Genomic DNA, 17,679 nt, shown 5'->3' with positions numbered 1-17,679 from the left:
GCGTCCGAGTCAAGGTGCGGGCAACATTCCGTCCAGCGCCGCCTCGACCTCCGATTCGCCCAGCTCGGCGAGGGACGGGCGGCGCAGCACGGTGACGTTGCCCCTGGGCGCGCACAGCGCCGGATCGGAATCGTGGGAGAACAGCACCACCGAGGGGCAGCCGCCGGCGGCGATCAGGTGCATGGGGCCGGTATCGTTGCCCAGCGCCGCCTCGGCCCGGCGGGCCAGGGCGATGATGTCGGGAAAGCCGGTACGCTCGGCCAGATCCACCGCCTGCGGGCAGATGGCGCGGATGGTGTCGATCTCGGCCCGCTCCTTGTTCGTGCCCAGCAGAACGGGAGTAAAGCCGCGCTCCGCCAGCCAGAGAGCCACCCGGCCGAAGCGCTCCACCGGCCAGCGCTTGGCCGGGCGATGCGGCGCGCCGCCGGGAACCAGCAGCACGAAGCGTCCAGGGATGTCGAAGCGGCCCGGCGCGGCTTCCGCCCAGGCGAGGTCGGGCGGCGGCACCTTGTTGATGCCGGCCATGGCCAGTTGCTCGCGCTGGCGCTCGATGGTGTGCATGAAATCCCGCCGGGGATTGGCGTGGGGATGGGAGCAGCCCTTGGCGATGCCCGACCACTCCACGCCCTGGCCCATCAGGCGGAAATACCAGGACGAGCGGTCCGAGGTCTGCAGGTCGTAGACCCGCCCGAAATGCCCGCCGCGCAGGCGGGCCGCCAGGACCAGCACCTTGTCGAGGCGCCACAGCGGCGGCTTGTCGTCCAGCCATACCTCGTCGAACCACGGGCAGGCGGCGGCCAGTTCGGCGAAGGGCCGGGTGGTGAGCAGGGTGATGCGGGCGCCCGCGTGGTGGGCGCGGATGGCGGCGAACGGCCCCATGGCCTGGACGAAATCGCCCAGGGCGCCGAGCTTGATGACCAGGACGCGTTGGGTGGTCACGATCCGCCCCTCAATCGCCGGGCGCCCGCTCGCGCGGGCTTGGCTTTCCTCCGCTCCGCTCCGGGCCGCTCAACGCGGCCGCGCTTCGGCTGCGCCTCGCTCATTGCCCGCCCCTCAAGCGCCGGGCGCCCGCTCGCGCGGGCTTGGCTTTCCTCCGCTCCGCTCCGGGCCGCTCAACGCGGCCGCGCTTCGGCTGCGCCTCGCTCATTGCCCGCCCCTCAAGCGCCGGAAGGAGTCACGGGAAGACCCAGCACCTCGCGATAGACGTCGATGGTGTGGGTGCACATGGCTTCCTTGGAGAAACTGCCGCGTACGAAGTCCATGGCGTCCTTGGCCATCAGGTCGCGCTCCTCGGCGGACAGGGCCAGGAAGCGGTCCAGGGCCTGGGCCAATGCCGCAGGGTCGCCCGGGGCGGTCAGCCAGCCGGTGCGGCCGGGCAATACCGTCTCGTCGGTGGCGCCGTGGGCGGTGGCGATCACCGGCCGGCCCATGGCCTGGCCCTCGACGGCGATGCGGCCGAAGGCCTCCGGGTCGGTGGAGGCAGATACCACCACGTCGGTCAGCATGTAGGCGGCGGGCATGTCGGTGCACTCGTCCACCAGATGGACCACGTCGGTGAGGTCGCGGCGCTTGACCAGCTCCACCAGCTCCTCGCGGTAGCCGGTCCGCCCCTGGTCGGAGCCGACCAGCAGACAGCGCACGTCGTGGCGGCCCAGCAGCGCCAGAGCCTCGATCAGCACCGCCTGTCCCTTCCACCGGGTCAGACGGCCGGGCAGCATGATGACCTGATAGCCATCGGGCAGCCGCCATTTCTGGGCCAGCTGGATGATGCGCTCGGGGCTGACGCGGGAGGGATCGAAGCGCGACATGTCGATGCCGCGATGGACGACGCGGATACGGTCGGCCTCCAGGCCATAGACGCGCCGGGCGTGCTCGGCGATGAAGTCCGAGATGGCGATCACCTTCTCGCCCCGGGTCATGACGGCGTTGTACTTCTGCTTCAGCCCGAACCAGCCGAGATTGTAGGTGCCGTGGAAGGTGGTGACGTAATGGGCGCCGGTGGCCTGGGCGGCGATCCAGGCGCTCCAGGCCGGGGCGCGCGAGCGGGCGTGGACGATGTCCACCCCGTTGGCGGTGATGATCTCGGCCAGCTTCAGGGCGTTGGCCCGGATGGTCAGCGGATTCTTGGAGGCCAGCGGCAGGGTGATGTGCTGGACCCCGGCGCGGGTCAGCTCGCGCACCATGGGGCCGCCCTCGGAGGCGACGATGGCCGTCCACCCGGCCTCGGCCAGGGCGACGGCCATGTCCACGGTGCCGCGTTCCACCCCCCCGGTGACCAGGGCGGGCAGCACCTGCAAGACGACCGGTTGACGAACGGCCGCCGATGGCGCTTCGATGGGGGAGACGTGATCCATGGCTTTCCGAACGGCGATGACTGACAATACTGACAATGGGCATAACCCGGAAGGGTGCGGAACGCTGACGCGTCCCGATGGCGCGACAATCGCTTACCGCAAGCTGGAAGGCAAGGCCCCCGGCGTGGTGTTCCTGCACGGGTACCATTCCGACATGGAAGGCGGCAAGGCCCTGGCGCTGGAAGACATGTGCCGGGCCGAGGGGCGCGCCTTCCTGCGCTTCGACTATTTCGGCCACGGCAAATCCTCGGGCGACGCGCTGTACGGCACGGTGGGACGCTGGGCCGCCGACGCGGTGGCGGTCATCGACCGGCTGACCGAGGGACCCCAGGTCCTGGTGGGGTCCAGCCTGGGGGGCTGGATCGCCCTTTTGGCCGCGCTGGAACGCCGCGACAGGGTGGCCGGGCTGGTGGGCGTCGCCGCCGCACCCGACTTCACCGAGGACCTGATGTGGCAGGACTTCACCTTCGAGCAGCGCCGCACCCTGATGGAAACCGGCGCGCTGGAACTGCCCAATTGCTACGAACCGGAAAATCCCTGGCGCGTCCATCGCTCGCTGATCGAGGACGGGCGCAATCACCTTCTGCTGCGCGACCTGATCCAGATTCATTGCCCGGTCCGACTGATTCACGGCCAGAAGGATGCCGACGTACCGTGGCGTACCGCGTTGCAACTGGCCGACTGCCTGGCCTCGGAGCAGGTGGAAATGGTCCTGGTCAAGGACGGCGACCACCGCCTGTCCCGCGACGGCGATCTGGTCCGCCTGACCAACGTCGTGGCGGCCATGCTGGAAACCATCCAGGAGTCGTAGGGTTAAAACCCTAGTTTCGTTATGATCCGAACCCGGTTAGGATTTCGGCAGGCCGTATCGGAATTGTCATGAGACTTCCTGTCATCCTTGCTTTGGCGCTGGTCCTGGGGGGCTGCTCCATGATCACCCCCGACCGCACCCCCGAGGACGCGCGCGCCAACGCCGACCGGCGGGTAAGCCTGTACACCGCCATGAGCCCGGCCAACGCCTGCCCCAAGGTCGCCCGGATGCTGTCGTGGTGCGCGCGTGGCCCCAACTATCACTATCGCTGCAATATAATGCCCAACGGCGGCCGCGCCGAGCTGATCGGCGAGCTGGAGGCGGTGTTCCGCACCGAGATCTTCCTGGTGGTGGATTTCGCGCGCAAGGGCAACGATACCGAAGTTACCGTGCATCAGCGCGACAGCATGCTGATCTACGATTATCCGCCGCTTATCGAGAAGCATCTGGCGGGCAGCCTGGACTGCCGGCCGCCGTGATCAGGCGGGACGCCTGACGAAATTGTCGGGATCGAGCAGCATGTTGGCCGCCACCGTCATGGTGCGGCCGCTGTTGCGATCGATCAGCCGCACATGACGGGGGATGTCGGCGTAATCGAAGATCCGCTCCACCGTCCAGTCGCTGCCATAGGTCCCAAGCTTATGAAAAACGTCTCCGGGCTCGATCCCGGAACCGCCCTTGCCTCGTGAAAAAAACATCACTTCCCCAACACGGCCTTCCCCGTCCCCCCCATCCCTTTACACGGGCGGAACCGGGAAAGTCGAGCCCCCCGCGCATCTTTTTTGTATCGGCTTTATCATTGTCCCTCGCCGGGCGGGCGCATCCGCGCCCTTGGCCGCGCCCTCAACGGCCGCTCTAAGCGATTGGCCGTTTCCATCATCCTTGGCATGATGGGGATATGCCGAGCCCGCTTCCCGAGACAGATTCCGCCAGCCACCTCGACCTGATCGTCGAGATGACCGGCGATTTCGCCCATTCTCACGACGTGGAAGCCACCCTGCGTCTGGGCCTGGAACGCATCGCCCAGCGGATGGGGGCGGAAGCCGCCTCGCTGTTCCTCATCGACGAGGACAGCGGCGAACTGGTATGCCGCGCCAATATGGGGCCGGTGGACGTCATCGGCCTGCGGCTCACTCCCGGCACCGGCATCGTCGGGCGGACCATCGACCTGGGCGTGCCGCAGCTGGTGAGGGATACCAGGCGTGATCCCGACTTCACCGGCGCCGTCGACGCGGCCACCGGCTTCGAGACCCTTTCCATTCTGTGCGCCCCCATGGCGGTGCGCGGCACGAAACTGGGCGCCATCGAGCTGTTCAACAAGAAGGGCGGCGGCGCCTTCTCCCAGACGGATTCCCGCCTGCTGCAGGCCCTGGCCGCCAGTTCGGCCCTGGCGCTGATCAATGCCAGGCTGGTGGCCGACATGGCCGAGGAGCAGGGGCTGAAGCGCGAACTCGAGCTGGCGTCGGAGATTCAGCGGGCCATGCTGCCGGGGCCGCAATCCGAGGATTCGCCCATTCACGGCATCAACCTGCCGGCCCGCGGCGTTTCGGGGGATTTTTTCGAGATCATCCCGCTGGCCGATGGACGGACGGCCTTCGCCATCGGCGACGTGGCGGGCAAGGGCATGAAGGCTTCGCTGCTGATGGCCAAGACCGCCAGCCTGTTCCGCTGTCTCGTCAAGCGGGAGGCCGGCCCCGGAGCGGTTCTGACCGCCATCAATTCCGAACTGCTGGAAACCCGGATGCCCGGCATGTTCGTCACCATGGCGGCCGGCCTGTTCGATCCGGCCAGCGGCCGGGTGGTGCTGGCCATCGCCGGCCACGAGCCGCCGCTGCTGCTGAAGGACGGCACCTTCACCCCCATCGAGGGCGAGATGCCGCCGCTCGGCATCGCCGTGGAACTGTTCGCCGACGGCTGCCCGGAAAGCGTGGTCGACCTGGATGGCGGCTCCCTCTATCTCTTCACCGACGGGCTGACCGAGGCCCGCCCCCGCCACGACGCCATGCTGGAGAACGAGGGCGCCCGCGCCCTGATCCAGAGCTTCTCCGCCCTGCCGGCCACCGAGCGCCTGGAGGCGCTGGTGCGTTCGCTGGACGACAGCGGCGGCCTGCTCGACGACATCACCCTGGTGGTGATCGAGGACCGCCGGAGCGGCGCGGTCGCCGCCTTCGAGCGGCGATACCCCGCCCGGCCCGAGGAACTGGCCGCCATCCGCGCCGCGGTAGGCGGGGCGGCCCGCGCCATGGGCTGCGGCGAATCCATGGTCGGCGACGTGGTGCTGGCGGTGGACGAAGCCTGCCAGAACATCATCCGCCACGCCTATCACGGCGGCGAGGGCGACATCGTTCTTCGCCTGGACCGCGAAGACGATCGGTTGGTCATACGACTTATGGATTTCGCTCCCGCCGTGGATGTGGCTAAAATCCATCCCAGGTCGCTGGACGAGGTGCGGCCCGGGGGGCTGGGCACCCATCTGATGCGCTCTATCATGGATCATGTGGATTTCCTGCCGCCGCCGGCCGGAATCGGCAACCTTTTGCAAATGGTCAGACGGATCGACCCGACATGAAGCTGGAAACCCGTACCGCCGATACCGCCACCGTCGTGATCCTGTCCGGCGAGGTGGACCTGCGCCACAGCCCCTCGCTGCGCAAGGCGCTGATGGAGCTGATGCTGGAGAAGCGCCCGGTGGTGGTCGATCTCTCCAAGGTGGAATACATCGACAGCTCCGGCATCGCCGGCCTGGTCGAGGCCTACCAGATGGCCCGAAAGAACGGCACCCGCTTCGCCCTGGCGGCCATCAGCGATCCGGTCCGCCGGGTGCTGCAACTGGCCCGCCTGGATCGCGTCTTCACCATCGCCGACACCGTCGAAGCCGCGCTCGGGGGATGACGCGGTGAGCTCCGAGGCCGAACCCAGGGGATTCATCGGACTGCTCGACCGGCTGGGACGCCGGACGGTGACCGGGATCGCCGAATTCGGCTATGGGGCCTCGCTGCTGGCCGAATGCCTCTATTGGCTGGGCATGGGAGGCAAGCGCCGCCAGCCGGTGCGCCTTTCCCCCGTGGTGGCCCAGGCCATGGAGATCGGCATCGGCGCCCTGCCCATCGTCACCGTTCTGTCGGCCACCATCGGCATCATGCTGGCCATCCAGGGCATCTACACGCTTCGCCTGTTCGGCGCCGAATCCCGGGTGTCCATCGGCGTCGCCATGTCGGTGGTGCGCGAGTTCGGCCCGCTGATCACCGGCATTCTGGTGGCGGGGCGTTCGGGCTCGGCGCTGGCCGCCCGGCTGGGCACCATGCGCATCAACCAGGAAATCGACGCGCTCACCGTCATGGGTATCTCGCCGGTACGCTTTCTGGTGGTGCCGCCGCTGCTGGCCATGCTGGTGATGCTGCCGGCCCTGACCCTGTGGTCCGATCTGGTCGGCCTGTTCGCCGCCGGGCTGTACATCGCGCCGCAGCTGGGCAGCTCGCTGGGCGCCTATGTGGACGAGATGACCGATCTGGTGCGGCTCAACGACGTCTGGCACGGCCTGGGCAAAAGCGCCATCTTCGCCGTGCTGATCACCGTGGTCGGCGTGGTCAACGGCGCCTCGGTGACCGGCGGGGCCGAAGGAGTGGGCCGCATGACCACGCGGTCGGTGGTGCATGCCATCTCGGCCATCGTCATCACCGACATGATCTTCGTCTTCATGGTGACCCGCTGATGGCCGGGCAATCCCCCAGTCCCACCCCCTACAGCATCGAGGTCTCCAACCTCGTCACCCATTACGGCGACCGCCAGATCCTGCACGACGTGTCGCTCACCGTGGCGCGCGGCGAGATCATGGTGATCATGGGCGGCTCGGGCTCGGGCAAGACCACGTTCCTCAACCACCTGCTGGGGCTGAAGAAGCCCAGTTCCGGCACGGTGCGCATCCTGGGCCACGACATCGCCAGGCTGTCGCCCATCGCCCTGCAGCGGCTGCGCACCCGTACCGGCGTGGCGTTCCAGTCGGGCGCCCTGTTCAGTTCCATGAGCGTCGGCGACAACATCGCCCTGCCGCTGCGCGAACATACCGGGCTGGACGAGACCACCATCGGCATCATGACGCGGCTCAAGCTGGAAGTGGTGAGCCTGGCCGGCTTCGAGCACCTGAGGCCGGCCGAACTGTCGGGCGGCATGATCAAGCGCGCCGCCCTGGCGCGGGCCATCGTCATGGACCCGGAACTGCTGTTCTGCGACGAGCCGTCGGCGGGGCTGGACCCGGTGGTGGCGTCCTCCATCGACGACCTGATCCTCAGGCTGCGCGACGCCATGGGCATGAGCATCGTGGTGGTGACCCACGACCTGGATTCCGCCTTCAAGATCGCCGACCGTATCTGCGTGCTGGACAAGGGCCACGTGCTGGCGCTGGACACCGTCGAGGCCATCCGGGCCAGCAGCGATCCGCGCATCCAGAACCTGCTGAATCGTCGCACCGAGGACGTCGAGCCCGACGCCGATTCCTATCTGCGCCGGCTGATCGGCGGCCCCGCCCAGCCCCCCTCTCCACCCTCCACCACCCGGACACCGCGCCCATGAAGGATTCCCGTATCAACTACGCGCTGGTCGGCGGTTTCGTTCTGGCCATGCTGGTATCGCTGGTGGCGGTGGTGGCGGTGCTGACCGGGCGGAGCGGCTCGACCGAATCCTATTACACCCAGTTGGCCAACGTCGCCGGCATCAAGTACGGCACCAAGGTGACCTACGAGGGCTTCGCGGTCGGTCAGGTGGAGAACATCTATCCCCTGCGCGAGGGCAACAACACCGTCTTCCGCCTGGAGGTGTCAGTGGCCCGTGACTGGCGCATCCCCAAGGATTCCCAGGCCCGCGTCGCCGCCTCGGGACTGCTGGCGGCGGCGACGCTCGACATCAAGGGCGGCACCTCGTCCGAGATGTTGCCTCCCGGTTCGGATATCCCGTCCGGCCCCGCCGCCAACATCTTCGCGGCCATGAACGACATGGCCGGGCAGATCACCGATCTCAACCAGACGGCCCTGAAGCCGCTGCTGTTCAGCCTGACCCGGCAGGTGGGCAGCCTGGGCACCATTCTGGAGAAGCACGCCCCCGACCTGATGGCCAACCTGCTGGTGGTCACCCAGGATCTGGCCGCCAAGACGCCCAGGATCACCGCCGACGTGGAGAAGATGACCGGCACCCTGTCCGCCAAGGTGGTCACCGACGCCAACGCCGACCGCATCAAGGAAACCCTGACCAACGCCGCCCAACTGTCGGCCGGCCTGCAGGACAGCCGCAGGAAGGTCGACGCCATGCTGACCTCCCTGGACAAAAGCATCACCGGCAACCAGGACAACATCGACCAGTCCATCAAGGACCTTCGCCATACGCTGCAGGCGGTATCGCGCTCCATCGACTCGGTCACCTACAACCTGGACGGCACCACCCGGAACCTGCACGAATTTTCGCGCCAGATCAGGGACAATCCCGGCGTGCTGATCGGCGGCAACAAACGGGGCGAGGACGGCCCGGGACGGAAATAGGGCGACATCCGACCATGACGGCACGGATGGACACGGATGCGGCGCCGACGCGCCGCCACGGATGGATGGGATGAGGCTTAGGCTTTCCGACGAGTTGGAGGCGATCACCGAACGGATCATCGGAGCCGCATTCGAGGTCTCGCGGACGTTGGGGCATGGTTTTGCCGAAAGCGTGTATAAGAATGCCCTGCGGCACGAACTGGCCTTGGCCGGATTGAAGGCGGCGGAAGAGGTCCGGTTCGAAATCCGCTACCGCGATCAGGCTGTGGGCACGTATATCGCCGATCTGATCGTCGCGGACCGCGTCGTGGTGGAACTGAAGGCCGTCGAAAAGCTGGCCCCACCCCATGTCGGACAGGTCCTGAATTATCTCAAGGCCGGGCGTCTTCCGGTCGGATTGCTGCTCAATTTCGGCACCCCACGTCTGGAAATACGGAGAGTCTTGCCGTGACCGCCCCGATGCCCCTGGACATTCATCCACGTTCATCCGTGGCCCGCGCAGCGGGCATCCGTGTCCATCCGTGTCTTCGGGTGACCCTGGTCGCCCTGGGGCTTGCCCTTGCCGCCTGCGCCGGGCCGGCGGAGCCGCCCGATTCGTTCTATCGCATCGAGCCGGGGGCGCCGGTTCAGCACTTCGCCAAGCCGGTGCTGCCGGGGGTCATCGAGGTCAACCGGCTGGCCGCCGACGGGGTGGCGTCCGAGCGCGCCCTGGCCTTCGCCCGTGGTGAGGGCGGCGCCTTGGGCCACTACAAATACGATTTCTGGAGCGAGCCGCCGGGCATGCTGCTGCAGGACCGTCTCGCCCATTATCTGGCCGCCGCCGGTCTGGCCGACCGGGTGGTGACGCCGGAGTTGCGGGTGCTGCCCGATTGGGTGCTGCGTGGCAAGGTGCGGCGCTTCGAGCAGATCGCCGGACGCTCCGAGGTGGTGATCGACGTCGAATTGGGGGTGGTCAGCGCCCGCGACGGGCGGCTGGTGCTGCTGGAAACCTACGTGGCCCGCGTGCCCGCTGCCTCCGAGCGGGTCGAGGACGCCGCCCAGGCCATGGAAAAGGGCGTGGCCGACATCTTCGCCCGCTTCCTGGCCGATCTGGGGCGGGCGGCCCGATGAGAAAGCCGCGCCGCGCCGCGCCGCGCGCCAACCGCAATGCGCCGCCGCCTCGCACCGTCGAGCTGACCATCGACCTGCTGGGGGCACGCGGCGACGGGATCGCCCGTCTGGACGGCGAAGCGGTGTTCGTCCCCTTCACCGTCGCCGGTGACCGGGTGCTGGCCCGCATCGAGGGCCGGCGCGGCGACGGCCTGACCGCCGCCCTGATCGAGGTGCTGGAGCCCGGCCCCGGCCGCGCTTCCCCGCCTTGCGCCCATTACGGCCGCTGCGGCGGCTGCTCGGCTCAGCACCTGGACGACGCCCTTTATGCCGAGTGGAAGCGTGAACTGTTGATCACCCAACTGGCCCGTCAGGGGTTGGCCGAGGTGACGGTGGGACCGCTGGTGCGGGTGCCGCCCGCCTCGCGGCGGCGCGCCGACTTCACTTTCGTCCGCGCCAAGGGCGCCATCCTGCTGGGATTCAACGGCCGGGCCAGCCACACCGTGGTCGATATCGAGCGCTGCCCGCTGCTGGACCCGGATTTAAGCGCCGCCTTACCGGGGCTGCGCGGCATGCTGTCCGGCATCGCCGTGGATGGCGGCGGCGAGATGACCGTCACCCTGACCGAAGGCGGCCTGGACGTACTGGTGGAGGCGCCGGCCCGCCTCGATTTGTTCGAGCGCGAGACCCTGGCCGCCGCCGCCGAGGCCCTCGACCTCGCCCGCCTGCACTGGCGGCGCCCCGGTACCGGGCTAGTGGAACCCATCGCCCGGCGCCACCCGGCCACGGTGCATTTCGCCGGCATCGCTGTGGAACCCGCTCCCGGCGCCTTTCTGCAGCCGACCCGCGGCGGCGAGCTGGCCATCGCCGAGGCCATCCTGTCGGCCATCCCGAGGGACGTGCCGGTGGCCGATCTTTATGCCGGCTGCGGCAGCTTCAGCCTGCCCCTGGCGCTCCGCGGCCCGGTCCGCGCCGTGGAGGGCGAGCAGGGGCCGGTGGCGGCCCTGGACGCCGCCGCCAGGGCCGGGGGGCTGCCTCTGACCACCGAGGTGCGCGATCTGGCCCGCCGCCCGCTGGCCGCCCACGAGTTGAAGGCCTATCCGGCCGTGGTCCTCGACCCGCCCCGCGCCGGGGCGGCAGCCCAGGCCGCCGAACTGGCCAAGCCTGTTCGCGGCGGTCCCACCACCATCGCCATGGTGTCGTGCAATCCCGCCACCCTGGCCCGCGACCTGCGCACCCTTTGCGACGGCGGCTGGCGCATCGAGCGAATCACGCCGATCGACCAGTTCCCGTGGTCCGCTCACCTGGAAGCGGTGGCCATCCTTCGATTATGACGTATTGACTGTGTCCATAGTATGATTATGTACTGTAGGTGAAATTCCGGATGCTCCCGCCCCATGAGTGACACTCTCGATACCAAGCTCTCGGAGCTTTTGTGTGCCCGCCTGTGCCATGACCTGGCCAGCCCCCTGGGGGCGGCCGCCGCCGGGCTGGAACTGCTGGAGGATGGCAGCGATCCGGAAACCCTTGGGCTGATCTCGGCCAGCATGGGCGCCGCCACCGCGCGGCTGAAGTTTTTGCGCGCTGCCCTGGGTCCGGCCAACGACATGCCCCACACGCCCAAATCCCTGGGTGATCTGATCCGCGCCTATCTCAACGGCGCGGCGGCCGGCGGCACGGCGCTGGACTGGTCCAGCGAGCGCGCCGACATCGACGGCGAGACGGCCCGGCTGCTGCTCAACATGGTGCTGATCGCCCGCGATGCCCTGCCGCGCGGCGGCCGGATCGTCGCCCGGTGCGGGCGGGAGGTGGGTGACGATGCCGGATTGCGCGTCAGCGCCACGGGCGAAGGTATGGGGCTCAGCGCCGAGGCGCGCCTGGTGCTGATCGACGGGGCTCCGCCATCGGGGCCGCGCGGCGCCCAGGCCTGGTTCGCCCTCCACCTCGCCCGTGCCAAGGGCTTGAAAATCAGGCTTGATCCCGGGCCGGGGGAGATTTCCATCATGGCCTGACGAACATTGTGGAAAAAATCGTTTCGCAAGCGGATTTACCCGGCTCAGGGTTCTTCTAAAGACTTCCTCGGCGTGCTATTAGTCGGCATGGCCTGTCCGATTTGGATGGGGGGAGAGGCAGTTTTGGTGCCGCGCGCGGATGCTGAAACAGGACCGTAGTGGAGTCGATCATGGATGATCTCCTCAGTGAATTTCTGACTGAGACATCGGAAAGTCTTTCCGTTCTCGACGTTGCCCTGGTGAATCTCGAACAGAATCCCAATGACCCGCAGATTCTGGGCAACATCTTCCGCTTGGTCCATACCATCAAGGGCACCTGCGGTTTTCTGGGCCTTCCGCGCCTCGAGCATGTGGCCCATGCCGGCGAGAACGTGCTGGGCAAGTTCCGTGACGGCGAGCTGGAGGTCACTCCCGACGCCGTGACCCTGATCCTGCAGTCCATCGATCGCATCAAGCTGATCCTGGGCCACCTGGAACAGAACGAGTGTGAGCCCGAGGGCAGCGACGACGATCTGATCGAGCGCCTGAACGCCATGGCCGAGGGGCGCTCCGTGGGCTCTCCCGCCGTGCCGCCGCCGCCGTCGCCGCCCATGCCGACATTCGAGTCCGTGGTCACCGCCTCGGCTGCGCCGCCGCCCGCGCCGGAACCCGAGCCGGAGCCCGAGCATGAGCCTGAGCCCGAGCCGGTCAAGGCCGGCGTGCCCGCCACCGCGCCGCAGCCGCCGGCCGTGACCGCCGCCGCCGCCCCGCCGGTTCCGGCGGGCGAGGCCAAGGAATCCGCCGTCGCCGCCCAGACCATCCGCGTCAACGTGGAACTGCTGGAAAACCTGATGACCCTGGTGTCCGAGCTGGTGCTGACCCGCAACCAGCTGCTCCAGATGGTGCGCGGCAAGGACGACAGCGAGTTCGCCACGCCGCTGCAGCGCCTGTCCCACATCACCACCGACCTTCAGGAAGGTGTGATGAAGACCCGCATGCAGCCCATCGGCAACGCCTGGGCCAAGCTGCCGCGTATCGTCCGCGACCTCGCGGTGGAAATGAACAAGAAGATCGACCTCCAGATGCTCGGCGCCGAGACCGAGCTGGACCGTCAGGTGCTGGAGCTGATCAAGGACCCGCTGACCCACATGGTGCGCAACTCCGCCGACCACGGCCTGGAGGGCACCGAGGAGCGCAAGAAGGTCGGCAAGCCGGAAATCGGCAAGATCGTCCTGAACGCCTTCCACGAGGGCGGCCACATCATCATCGAGATCTCCGACGACGGCCGTGGCCTCAATCTTGACCGCATCAAGCAGAAGGCCATCCAGAACGGGCTCGCCACCGAGTCCGAGCTGGAAGCGCTGACGCCGCAGCAGATCTACCAGTTTATCTTCAAGGCCGGCTTCTCCACCGCCGAGAAGGTCACCAGCGTGTCGGGCCGTGGCGTCGGCATGGACGTGGTGCGCACCAACATCGAGAAGATCGGCGGCACCGTCGAACTGAAGAGCCAGCCCGGCAAGGGCTCGTCCTTCGTCATCAAGATCCCGCTGACGCTCGCCATCGTCTCGGCGCTGATCGTCGAGTGCGCGGTCGAGCGCTTCGCCATCCCGCAGATCAGCGTGCTGGAGCTGGTGCGTGTCACCGCCAATTCCGAGCACGGCATCGAGATGATCAACAACGCGCCGGTGCTGCGCCTGCGTGATCGCCTCCTGCCGCTGGTTTCGCTCAAGCGCCTGCTCAAGCTGGCCGAGAGCGAGGAAGAGCAGCAGGAGACCTTCATCGTCGTCACCCAGGTGGGCACCTACACCTTCGGCATCATCGTCGACCGGGTGTTCGACACCGAGGAAATCGTGGTCAAGCCGGTGGCGCCGATCCTGCGTCACATCTCCATGTTCTCGGGCAACACCATCCTGGGCGACGGTTCGGTGATCATGATCCTCGATCCCAACGGCATCGCCGGCGCCACCGGCGAGTCGGGCATGATGGGCGCCGGCACCCGCGACGCCGAGTCCCAGACCGTGCGCGAGAGCCATGCCGACCTCAAGACCTCGCTGCTGGTGTTCCGCGCCGGCGGCGACGATCTCAAGGCCGTGCCGCTGGCCCTGGTCGCCCGTCTCGAGGAGATCGAGGTCGGCGAGATCGAGCACAGCCATGGCAAGCCCATGGTCCAGTACCGTGGCCACCTGATGCCGCTGATCGCCATCGACGGCATCCTGAACCTCCGCGACGAGGGCCGCCAGCCGGTGCTGGTGTTCTCGGACAAGGAACACACCATGGGTCTGGTGGTCGACGAGATCGTCGACATCGTCGAGGACCGCCTGAAGGTGGAGCTGTCGGCCGACAACCCCGGTGTCATCGGCACCGCGGTCATCGCCGGCAAGGCCACCACCATCATCGACGCCGGCTACTACCTGCCGCAGGCGTTCGGCGACTGGTTCGGCCGCAACGACAAGGAATTCGGCAATGCCGACTTCCACGCGCCGCGCGTCCTGCTGGTGGACGACTCGCCGTTCTTCCGCAACCTGCTGACGCCCTTGCTGTCGGTGGCCGGCTACGAGGTGATCTCGGTGGACGGTGCCGACAAGGCCCTGGCGCTGCGCGAGCGGGGCGACGAGTTCGACGCCATCATCAGCGACATCGAGATGCCGGGCATGAGCGGCTTCGAGTTCGCCCAGGCGGTGCGCGCCGACGGACGCTGGGGTACCATCCCCATGGTGGCCCTGTCGTCGCACGCCACGGAAAAGGACTTTGAACGCGGCCGCACGGTCGGCTTCAACGACTACATCGCCAAGTTCGACCGCGATGCGTTGCTGCAGACCCTGGCCACGACCATCGCAGCCTCCAAAGGTGCCGCATGACCACCCTCCGCACCAACGATGTCGCAACGCTCCAACCCTTGAATAGGGGGGCCACGAAGTGAACCAGTTAGTCCCCGCCGGTAAGCGCCCTGGAACGGAGCTGGCCGCTCCCGAGACCCAGGACTTCGTGACCATGTTCATCGAGGGTCAGCTCTTCGGTATCCCCGTGCTGACCGTCCAGGACGTGCTGGGCCCGCAGAAGATCACCCGCATCCCCCTGGCGCCGCGCGAGGTGGCCGGCAGCCTGAACCTGCGCGGCCGCATCGTCACCGCCATCGACGTGCGGCTGCGTCTCGGCCTCAAGAAGCGGGCCGAGGACAAGAAGGGCATGAGCGTGGTCGTCGACATGGGCGGCGAGCTCTATTCCCTGATGGTTGATCAGGTGGGCGAGGTGCTGTCGTTGCCGGCGGCCAAGTTCGAGCGCAATCCGCCGACGCTCGATCCCCACTGGCGCGAGTTCTCCATCGGCATCTATCGCCTGGATGACAAGCTGCTGGTGGTGCTCGACGTGGGCAAGCTGCTGGATTTCACGCGGAACGAATAGTATAGGCATGGGGTACGGGACCACGAAGGGGTGGTAGTCCCAGTGAGGGGATCCAGACCGCCCTTCCATCGGAGGCAAGCTTGGGCATGAAGTCCTGTCTGATCGTTGACGATTCCAAGGTCATCCGCATGGTGGCCAAGAAGATCCTGCACGAGTTGAGCTTCAAGACCGAGGAGGCCGAGGACGGTTCCGCGGCCCTTGAGGCCTGCAAGCGCTCCATGCCGGATGCGGTGCTGCTGGACTGGAACATGCCGGTAATGAACGGCATCGACTTCCTGCGGGCGCTGCGCCAGCTTCCCGGTGGCGAGCATCCGGTGGTCGTGTTCTGCACCACCGAGAATGATATCGAGCACATCCAGGAAGCCATCACGGCGGGCGCCAACGAATACATCATGAAGCCCTTCGACAGCGAAATCCTTCAGGCGAAGTTCTCGCAGGTCGGATTGCTGTAGCCCCTGGTTCGGTGATTTTGCCCATGGCCATCGATTCCCCTTCTCCGGCCGCCGACTCCATCCGGGTCATGCTGGTCGACGATTCCGCAGTGGTCCGCGGTCTCGTCACCCGCATCCTGGAAGGTGAAGCCGGCATCCAGGTGGTCGCCTCGGTCGGCAACGGCCAGATGGCGCTCGCCTCGCTGGAGCGCAACGAAATCGACGTGGTCATTCTCGACATCGAGATGCCGGTCATGGACGGTCTGACGGCTTTGCCCAAGCTGCTGCAGATCGACCCCGGCCTCAAGGTCATCATGCAGTCCACCCTGACGCTCAAGGGGGCCGACGTCAGCCTGCGCGCCATGCAGATGGGCGCCGCCGACTACATCCCCAAGCCCACTTCCACCCGCGATCTGGCGGGCGGCGTCGACTTCAAGACCGAACTGGTGGGCAAGATCCGCGCCCTGGGCCAGGCCCGCCGCGCCGGCGCCCGTCCGGCCCGTCCCGGCGGCCCGCCGGCCACCCGGCCGGTCACCATGCCGACCACGCCGCGTACCCCGGTCGCCATCCACCCGCCGGGGCCGCTGCAACTGCGCAGCAATACTCCCGAGCCGCCGGACGTCATCGCCATCGGCTCCTCCACCGGCGGTCCCCAGGCGCTGTTCACCGTGCTGGGCACCATGAAGGCGGGCACGGTCCGTCAGCCGATCCTCATCACCCAGCACATGCCCGCCACCTTCACCACCATCCTGGCCGAGCACATCAGCCGCGTTTCGGGCTGGAATGCCCGCGAGGCCCAGGACGGCGAAGTCATCCAGAGCGGGCGGGTCTATATCGCGCCGGGCGACTTCCACATGGTGGTCGAGACCAAGGGGACGGACAAAGTGCTGCGGCTGAACAAGAATCCTCCTGAGAATTTCTGCCGCCCGGCCGTCGATCCCATGCTGCGGTCCATCGCCGCCGCCTATGGCAAGCGCGTGCTGACCTGCATCCTGACCGGGATGGGCGCCGACGGCATGAAGGGTGGCCAGGCGGTTGTCGCCTCGGGCGGGACTGTGATCGCCCAGGACGAACCCACCTCGGTTGTGTGGGGCATGCCGGGGGCAGCGGCAACGGCGGGCATTTGCTCGGCCGTCCTGCCTCTGCCGGAAATTGCCCCTTGGATCATGAAACTGGCGGCGAGGCGCTAAACCCATGCGGCCCGAAGATTTCGATTTCGTCGCCAAGTTGCTGAAGGACCGTTCCGGTCTGGTCATCACCCGCGACAAGGCCTACCTCCTGGAGAGCCGGCTCACCCCGGTGGCGCGCAAGCGCGGTCTCAAGGGGTTGGAGGACCTTGTCTCGGGCTTGCGGACCGCCGGAGAGGACCTGCTGCGTGAAGTCACCGAAGCCATGACGACCAACGAGTCGTTCTTCTTCCGCGACATCAAACCGTTCGATCAGTTCAAGAGCGTCGTTCTGCCCCATCTGCTGGCCACCCGAGCCGCCAAGAAGTCGTTCCGCATCTGGTCGGCCGCTTCCAGCTCGGGCCAGGAGGCCTACACCCTGGCCATGGTGCTGAAGGAAGAGGGCGCCAGGCTGGCCGGCTGGAAGATCGAGATCGTCGGCACCGACATCTCCACCGAGATGCTGGAAAAGGCCAAGGCCGGCCTCTACTCCCAGTTCGAGGTGCAACGCGGCCTGCCCATCCAACTGCTGGTCAAGTACTTCAAGAAGACCGCCGAGATGTGGCAGATCGACCCGGCCATCCGGGGCATGGTCCAGTACCGCGAGTACAACCTGCTGCACGATCTGAAGCCGCTCGGTCAGTTCGACGTGGTGTTCTGCCGCAACGTGCTGATCTATTTCGATCAGCCGACCAAGACCCGCGTGCTGGACAACATGAGCCGGGTGATGCCCGACGACGGCTTCCTCTATCTGGGCGGTGCCGAGACGGTGTTGGGCATCTCGGACAAGTTCAAGCCCATCCCCGACCAGCGCGGCATCTATTCGACCACCCGCGCTCCGGCCGGCATCGGCACCACCAAGTAGTTCTTCCGTTTCTTCCAGACGGCGAAAAGCCCCTTCCGGGAA

At 67.2% G+C, this 17,679-nt stretch carries 19 protein-coding genes; 16 read left to right on the top strand and 3 right to left on the bottom strand.

Features of this window, described 5'->3' with window-relative positions; translation table 11 throughout:
* Nucleotides 1-9 precede the first annotated feature (9 nt).
* Both CP958_RS16360 and CP958_RS16355 read right to left on the bottom strand, forming a co-directional pair.
* A complete protein-coding gene (locus tag CP958_RS16360) occupies nucleotides 10-939 on the bottom strand; it encodes a glycosyltransferase family 9 protein (RefSeq protein WP_096703296.1) in 930 nt (309 codons plus the stop codon).
* A 218-nt stretch (nucleotides 940-1,157) separates the two neighbouring features.
* Complete coding sequence (locus tag CP958_RS16355; RefSeq protein ID WP_096703295.1) at nucleotides 1,158-2,354, bottom strand: glycosyltransferase family 4 protein; 1,197 nt, start codon at nucleotides 2,352-2,354, stop codon at nucleotides 1,158-1,160.
* Nucleotides 2,355-2,370: 16 nt separating this feature from the next.
* Here CP958_RS16355 and CP958_RS16350 point away from each other — a divergent pair, with 16 nt between their 5' ends.
* Nucleotides 2,371-3,165, top strand: a complete 795-nt coding sequence (locus CP958_RS16350) for an alpha/beta hydrolase (protein WP_096703294.1) — start codon at nucleotides 2,371-2,373, stop codon at nucleotides 3,163-3,165.
* A gap of 68 nt (nucleotides 3,166-3,233) precedes the next feature.
* Nucleotides 3,234-3,644 (top strand): hypothetical protein, encoded by a 411-nt coding sequence (locus CP958_RS16345; RefSeq protein WP_096703293.1) that lies wholly within the window; start codon nucleotides 3,234-3,236, stop codon nucleotides 3,642-3,644.
* Here the strand turns inward: CP958_RS16345 and CP958_RS25965 are convergent, their stop codons facing one another.
* Entirely contained in the window at nucleotides 3,645-3,863 is a 219-nt protein-coding gene (locus tag CP958_RS25965; RefSeq protein WP_141400538.1) for a hypothetical protein, read from the bottom strand.
* 200 nt (nucleotides 3,864-4,063) lie between these two features.
* On the opposite strand from CP958_RS25965, the gene CP958_RS16340 reads away from it, so the two are divergent.
* The 14 genes from CP958_RS16340 (at nucleotide 4,064) to CP958_RS16275 (ending at nucleotide 17,637) form a co-directional block, all read left to right on the top strand.
* On the top strand, nucleotides 4,064-5,734 hold the full coding sequence (locus CP958_RS16340; RefSeq protein ID WP_096703292.1) for a SpoIIE family protein phosphatase: 1,671 nt from the start codon (nucleotides 4,064-4,066) through the stop codon (nucleotides 5,732-5,734).
* The gene (locus tag CP958_RS16335) at nucleotides 5,731-6,057 is read left to right on the top strand and encodes an STAS domain-containing protein (RefSeq protein WP_096703291.1); all 327 of its coding nucleotides are present in this window, start codon (nucleotides 5,731-5,733) and stop codon (nucleotides 6,055-6,057) included. The genes CP958_RS16340 and CP958_RS16335 overlap by 4 nt, the downstream gene beginning before the upstream one ends.
* A 4-nt stretch (nucleotides 6,058-6,061) precedes the next feature.
* Entirely contained in the window at nucleotides 6,062-6,877 is an 816-nt protein-coding gene (locus tag CP958_RS16330; RefSeq protein WP_096703290.1) for an ABC transporter permease, read from the top strand.
* On the top strand, nucleotides 6,877-7,734 hold the full coding sequence (locus tag CP958_RS16325) for an ABC transporter ATP-binding protein (protein WP_096703289.1): 858 nt from the start codon (nucleotides 6,877-6,879) through the stop codon (nucleotides 7,732-7,734). Before CP958_RS16330 ends, CP958_RS16325 begins: the two co-directional genes overlap by 1 nt.
* Entirely contained in the window at nucleotides 7,731-8,693 is a 963-nt protein-coding gene (locus CP958_RS16320; protein WP_096703288.1) for an MlaD family protein, read from the top strand. Before CP958_RS16325 ends, CP958_RS16320 begins: the two co-directional genes overlap by 4 nt.
* A gap of 70 nt (nucleotides 8,694-8,763) precedes the next feature.
* Complete coding sequence (locus CP958_RS16315) at nucleotides 8,764-9,144, top strand: GxxExxY protein (RefSeq protein WP_096703612.1); 381 nt, start codon at nucleotides 8,764-8,766, stop codon at nucleotides 9,142-9,144.
* Nucleotides 9,141-9,803: an ABC-type transport auxiliary lipoprotein family protein gene (locus tag CP958_RS16310; RefSeq protein ID WP_242442942.1), complete on the top strand. Its 663-nt coding sequence runs from the start codon at nucleotides 9,141-9,143 to the stop codon at nucleotides 9,801-9,803. Before CP958_RS16315 ends, CP958_RS16310 begins: the two co-directional genes overlap by 4 nt.
* On the top strand, nucleotides 9,800-11,116 hold the full coding sequence (locus CP958_RS16305) for a TRAM domain-containing protein (RefSeq protein ID WP_096703287.1): 1,317 nt from the start codon (nucleotides 9,800-9,802) through the stop codon (nucleotides 11,114-11,116). Before CP958_RS16310 ends, CP958_RS16305 begins: the two co-directional genes overlap by 4 nt.
* A 63-nt stretch (nucleotides 11,117-11,179) precedes the next feature.
* Nucleotides 11,180-11,794 (top strand): histidine phosphotransferase family protein, encoded by a 615-nt coding sequence (locus CP958_RS16300; RefSeq protein ID WP_096703286.1) that lies wholly within the window; start codon nucleotides 11,180-11,182, stop codon nucleotides 11,792-11,794.
* A 170-nt stretch (nucleotides 11,795-11,964) separates the two neighbouring features.
* Complete coding sequence (locus CP958_RS16295) at nucleotides 11,965-14,631, top strand: chemotaxis protein CheW (RefSeq protein ID WP_096703285.1); 2,667 nt, start codon at nucleotides 11,965-11,967, stop codon at nucleotides 14,629-14,631.
* Between the two features lie 133 nt (nucleotides 14,632-14,764).
* A complete protein-coding gene (locus CP958_RS16290) occupies nucleotides 14,765-15,175 on the top strand; it encodes a chemotaxis protein CheW (protein WP_242442979.1) in 411 nt (136 codons plus the stop codon).
* Between the two features lie 86 nt (nucleotides 15,176-15,261).
* Nucleotides 15,262-15,627, top strand: coding sequence for a response regulator (locus tag CP958_RS16285; RefSeq protein ID WP_096703283.1), 366 nt, complete (start codon nucleotides 15,262-15,264; stop codon nucleotides 15,625-15,627).
* 23 nt (nucleotides 15,628-15,650) lie between these two features.
* Nucleotides 15,651-16,796 (top strand): chemotaxis response regulator protein-glutamate methylesterase, encoded by a 1,146-nt coding sequence (locus tag CP958_RS16280; protein WP_096703282.1) that lies wholly within the window; start codon nucleotides 15,651-15,653, stop codon nucleotides 16,794-16,796.
* A 4-nt stretch (nucleotides 16,797-16,800) separates the two neighbouring features.
* Complete coding sequence (locus CP958_RS16275; RefSeq protein WP_096703281.1) at nucleotides 16,801-17,637, top strand: protein-glutamate O-methyltransferase; 837 nt, start codon at nucleotides 16,801-16,803, stop codon at nucleotides 17,635-17,637.
* Nucleotides 17,638-17,679 lie beyond the last annotated feature (42 nt).

This window comes from Magnetospirillum sp. 15-1 (assembly GCF_900184795.1).
Classification (GTDB): domain Bacteria; phylum Pseudomonadota; class Alphaproteobacteria; order Rhodospirillales; family Magnetospirillaceae; genus Phaeospirillum.
The sequence above is the reverse complement of the archived record's forward strand: the minus strand, read 5'-3'. Positions and strand labels throughout refer to the sequence as shown.

Excerpts from the sequence above, each read along its gene's own strand:
- CP958_RS16355 (WP_096703295.1), bottom strand. The coding sequence starts at position 2,354 with ATGGATCACGTCTCCCCCATCGAAGCGCCATCGGCGGCCGTTCGTCAA.
- CP958_RS16350 (WP_096703294.1), top strand. The coding sequence starts at position 2,371 with ATGACTGACAATACTGACAATGGGCATAACCCGGAAGGGTGCGGAACG.
- CP958_RS16345 (WP_096703293.1), top strand. The coding sequence starts at position 3,234 with ATGAGACTTCCTGTCATCCTTGCTTTGGCGCTGGTCCTGGGGGGCTGC.
- CP958_RS25965 (WP_141400538.1), bottom strand. The coding sequence starts at position 3,863 with ATGTTTTTTTCACGAGGCAAGGGCGGTTCCGGGATCGAGCCCGGAGAC.
- CP958_RS16340 (WP_096703292.1), top strand. The coding sequence starts at position 4,064 with ATGCCGAGCCCGCTTCCCGAGACAGATTCCGCCAGCCACCTCGACCTG.
- CP958_RS16335 (WP_096703291.1), top strand. The coding sequence starts at position 5,731 with ATGAAGCTGGAAACCCGTACCGCCGATACCGCCACCGTCGTGATCCTG.
- CP958_RS16325 (WP_096703289.1), top strand. The coding sequence starts at position 6,877 with ATGGCCGGGCAATCCCCCAGTCCCACCCCCTACAGCATCGAGGTCTCC.
- CP958_RS16320 (WP_096703288.1), top strand. The coding sequence starts at position 7,731 with ATGAAGGATTCCCGTATCAACTACGCGCTGGTCGGCGGTTTCGTTCTG.
- CP958_RS16315 (WP_096703612.1), top strand. The coding sequence starts at position 8,764 with ATGAGGCTTAGGCTTTCCGACGAGTTGGAGGCGATCACCGAACGGATC.
- CP958_RS16305 (WP_096703287.1), top strand. The coding sequence starts at position 9,800 with ATGAGAAAGCCGCGCCGCGCCGCGCCGCGCGCCAACCGCAATGCGCCG.
- CP958_RS16300 (WP_096703286.1), top strand. The coding sequence starts at position 11,180 with ATGAGTGACACTCTCGATACCAAGCTCTCGGAGCTTTTGTGTGCCCGC.
- CP958_RS16295 (WP_096703285.1), top strand. The coding sequence starts at position 11,965 with ATGGATGATCTCCTCAGTGAATTTCTGACTGAGACATCGGAAAGTCTT.
- CP958_RS16290 (WP_242442979.1), top strand. The coding sequence starts at position 14,765 with ATGTTCATCGAGGGTCAGCTCTTCGGTATCCCCGTGCTGACCGTCCAG.
- CP958_RS16285 (WP_096703283.1), top strand. The coding sequence starts at position 15,262 with ATGAAGTCCTGTCTGATCGTTGACGATTCCAAGGTCATCCGCATGGTG.
- CP958_RS16280 (WP_096703282.1), top strand. The coding sequence starts at position 15,651 with ATGGCCATCGATTCCCCTTCTCCGGCCGCCGACTCCATCCGGGTCATG.
- CP958_RS16275 (WP_096703281.1), top strand. The coding sequence starts at position 16,801 with ATGCGGCCCGAAGATTTCGATTTCGTCGCCAAGTTGCTGAAGGACCGT.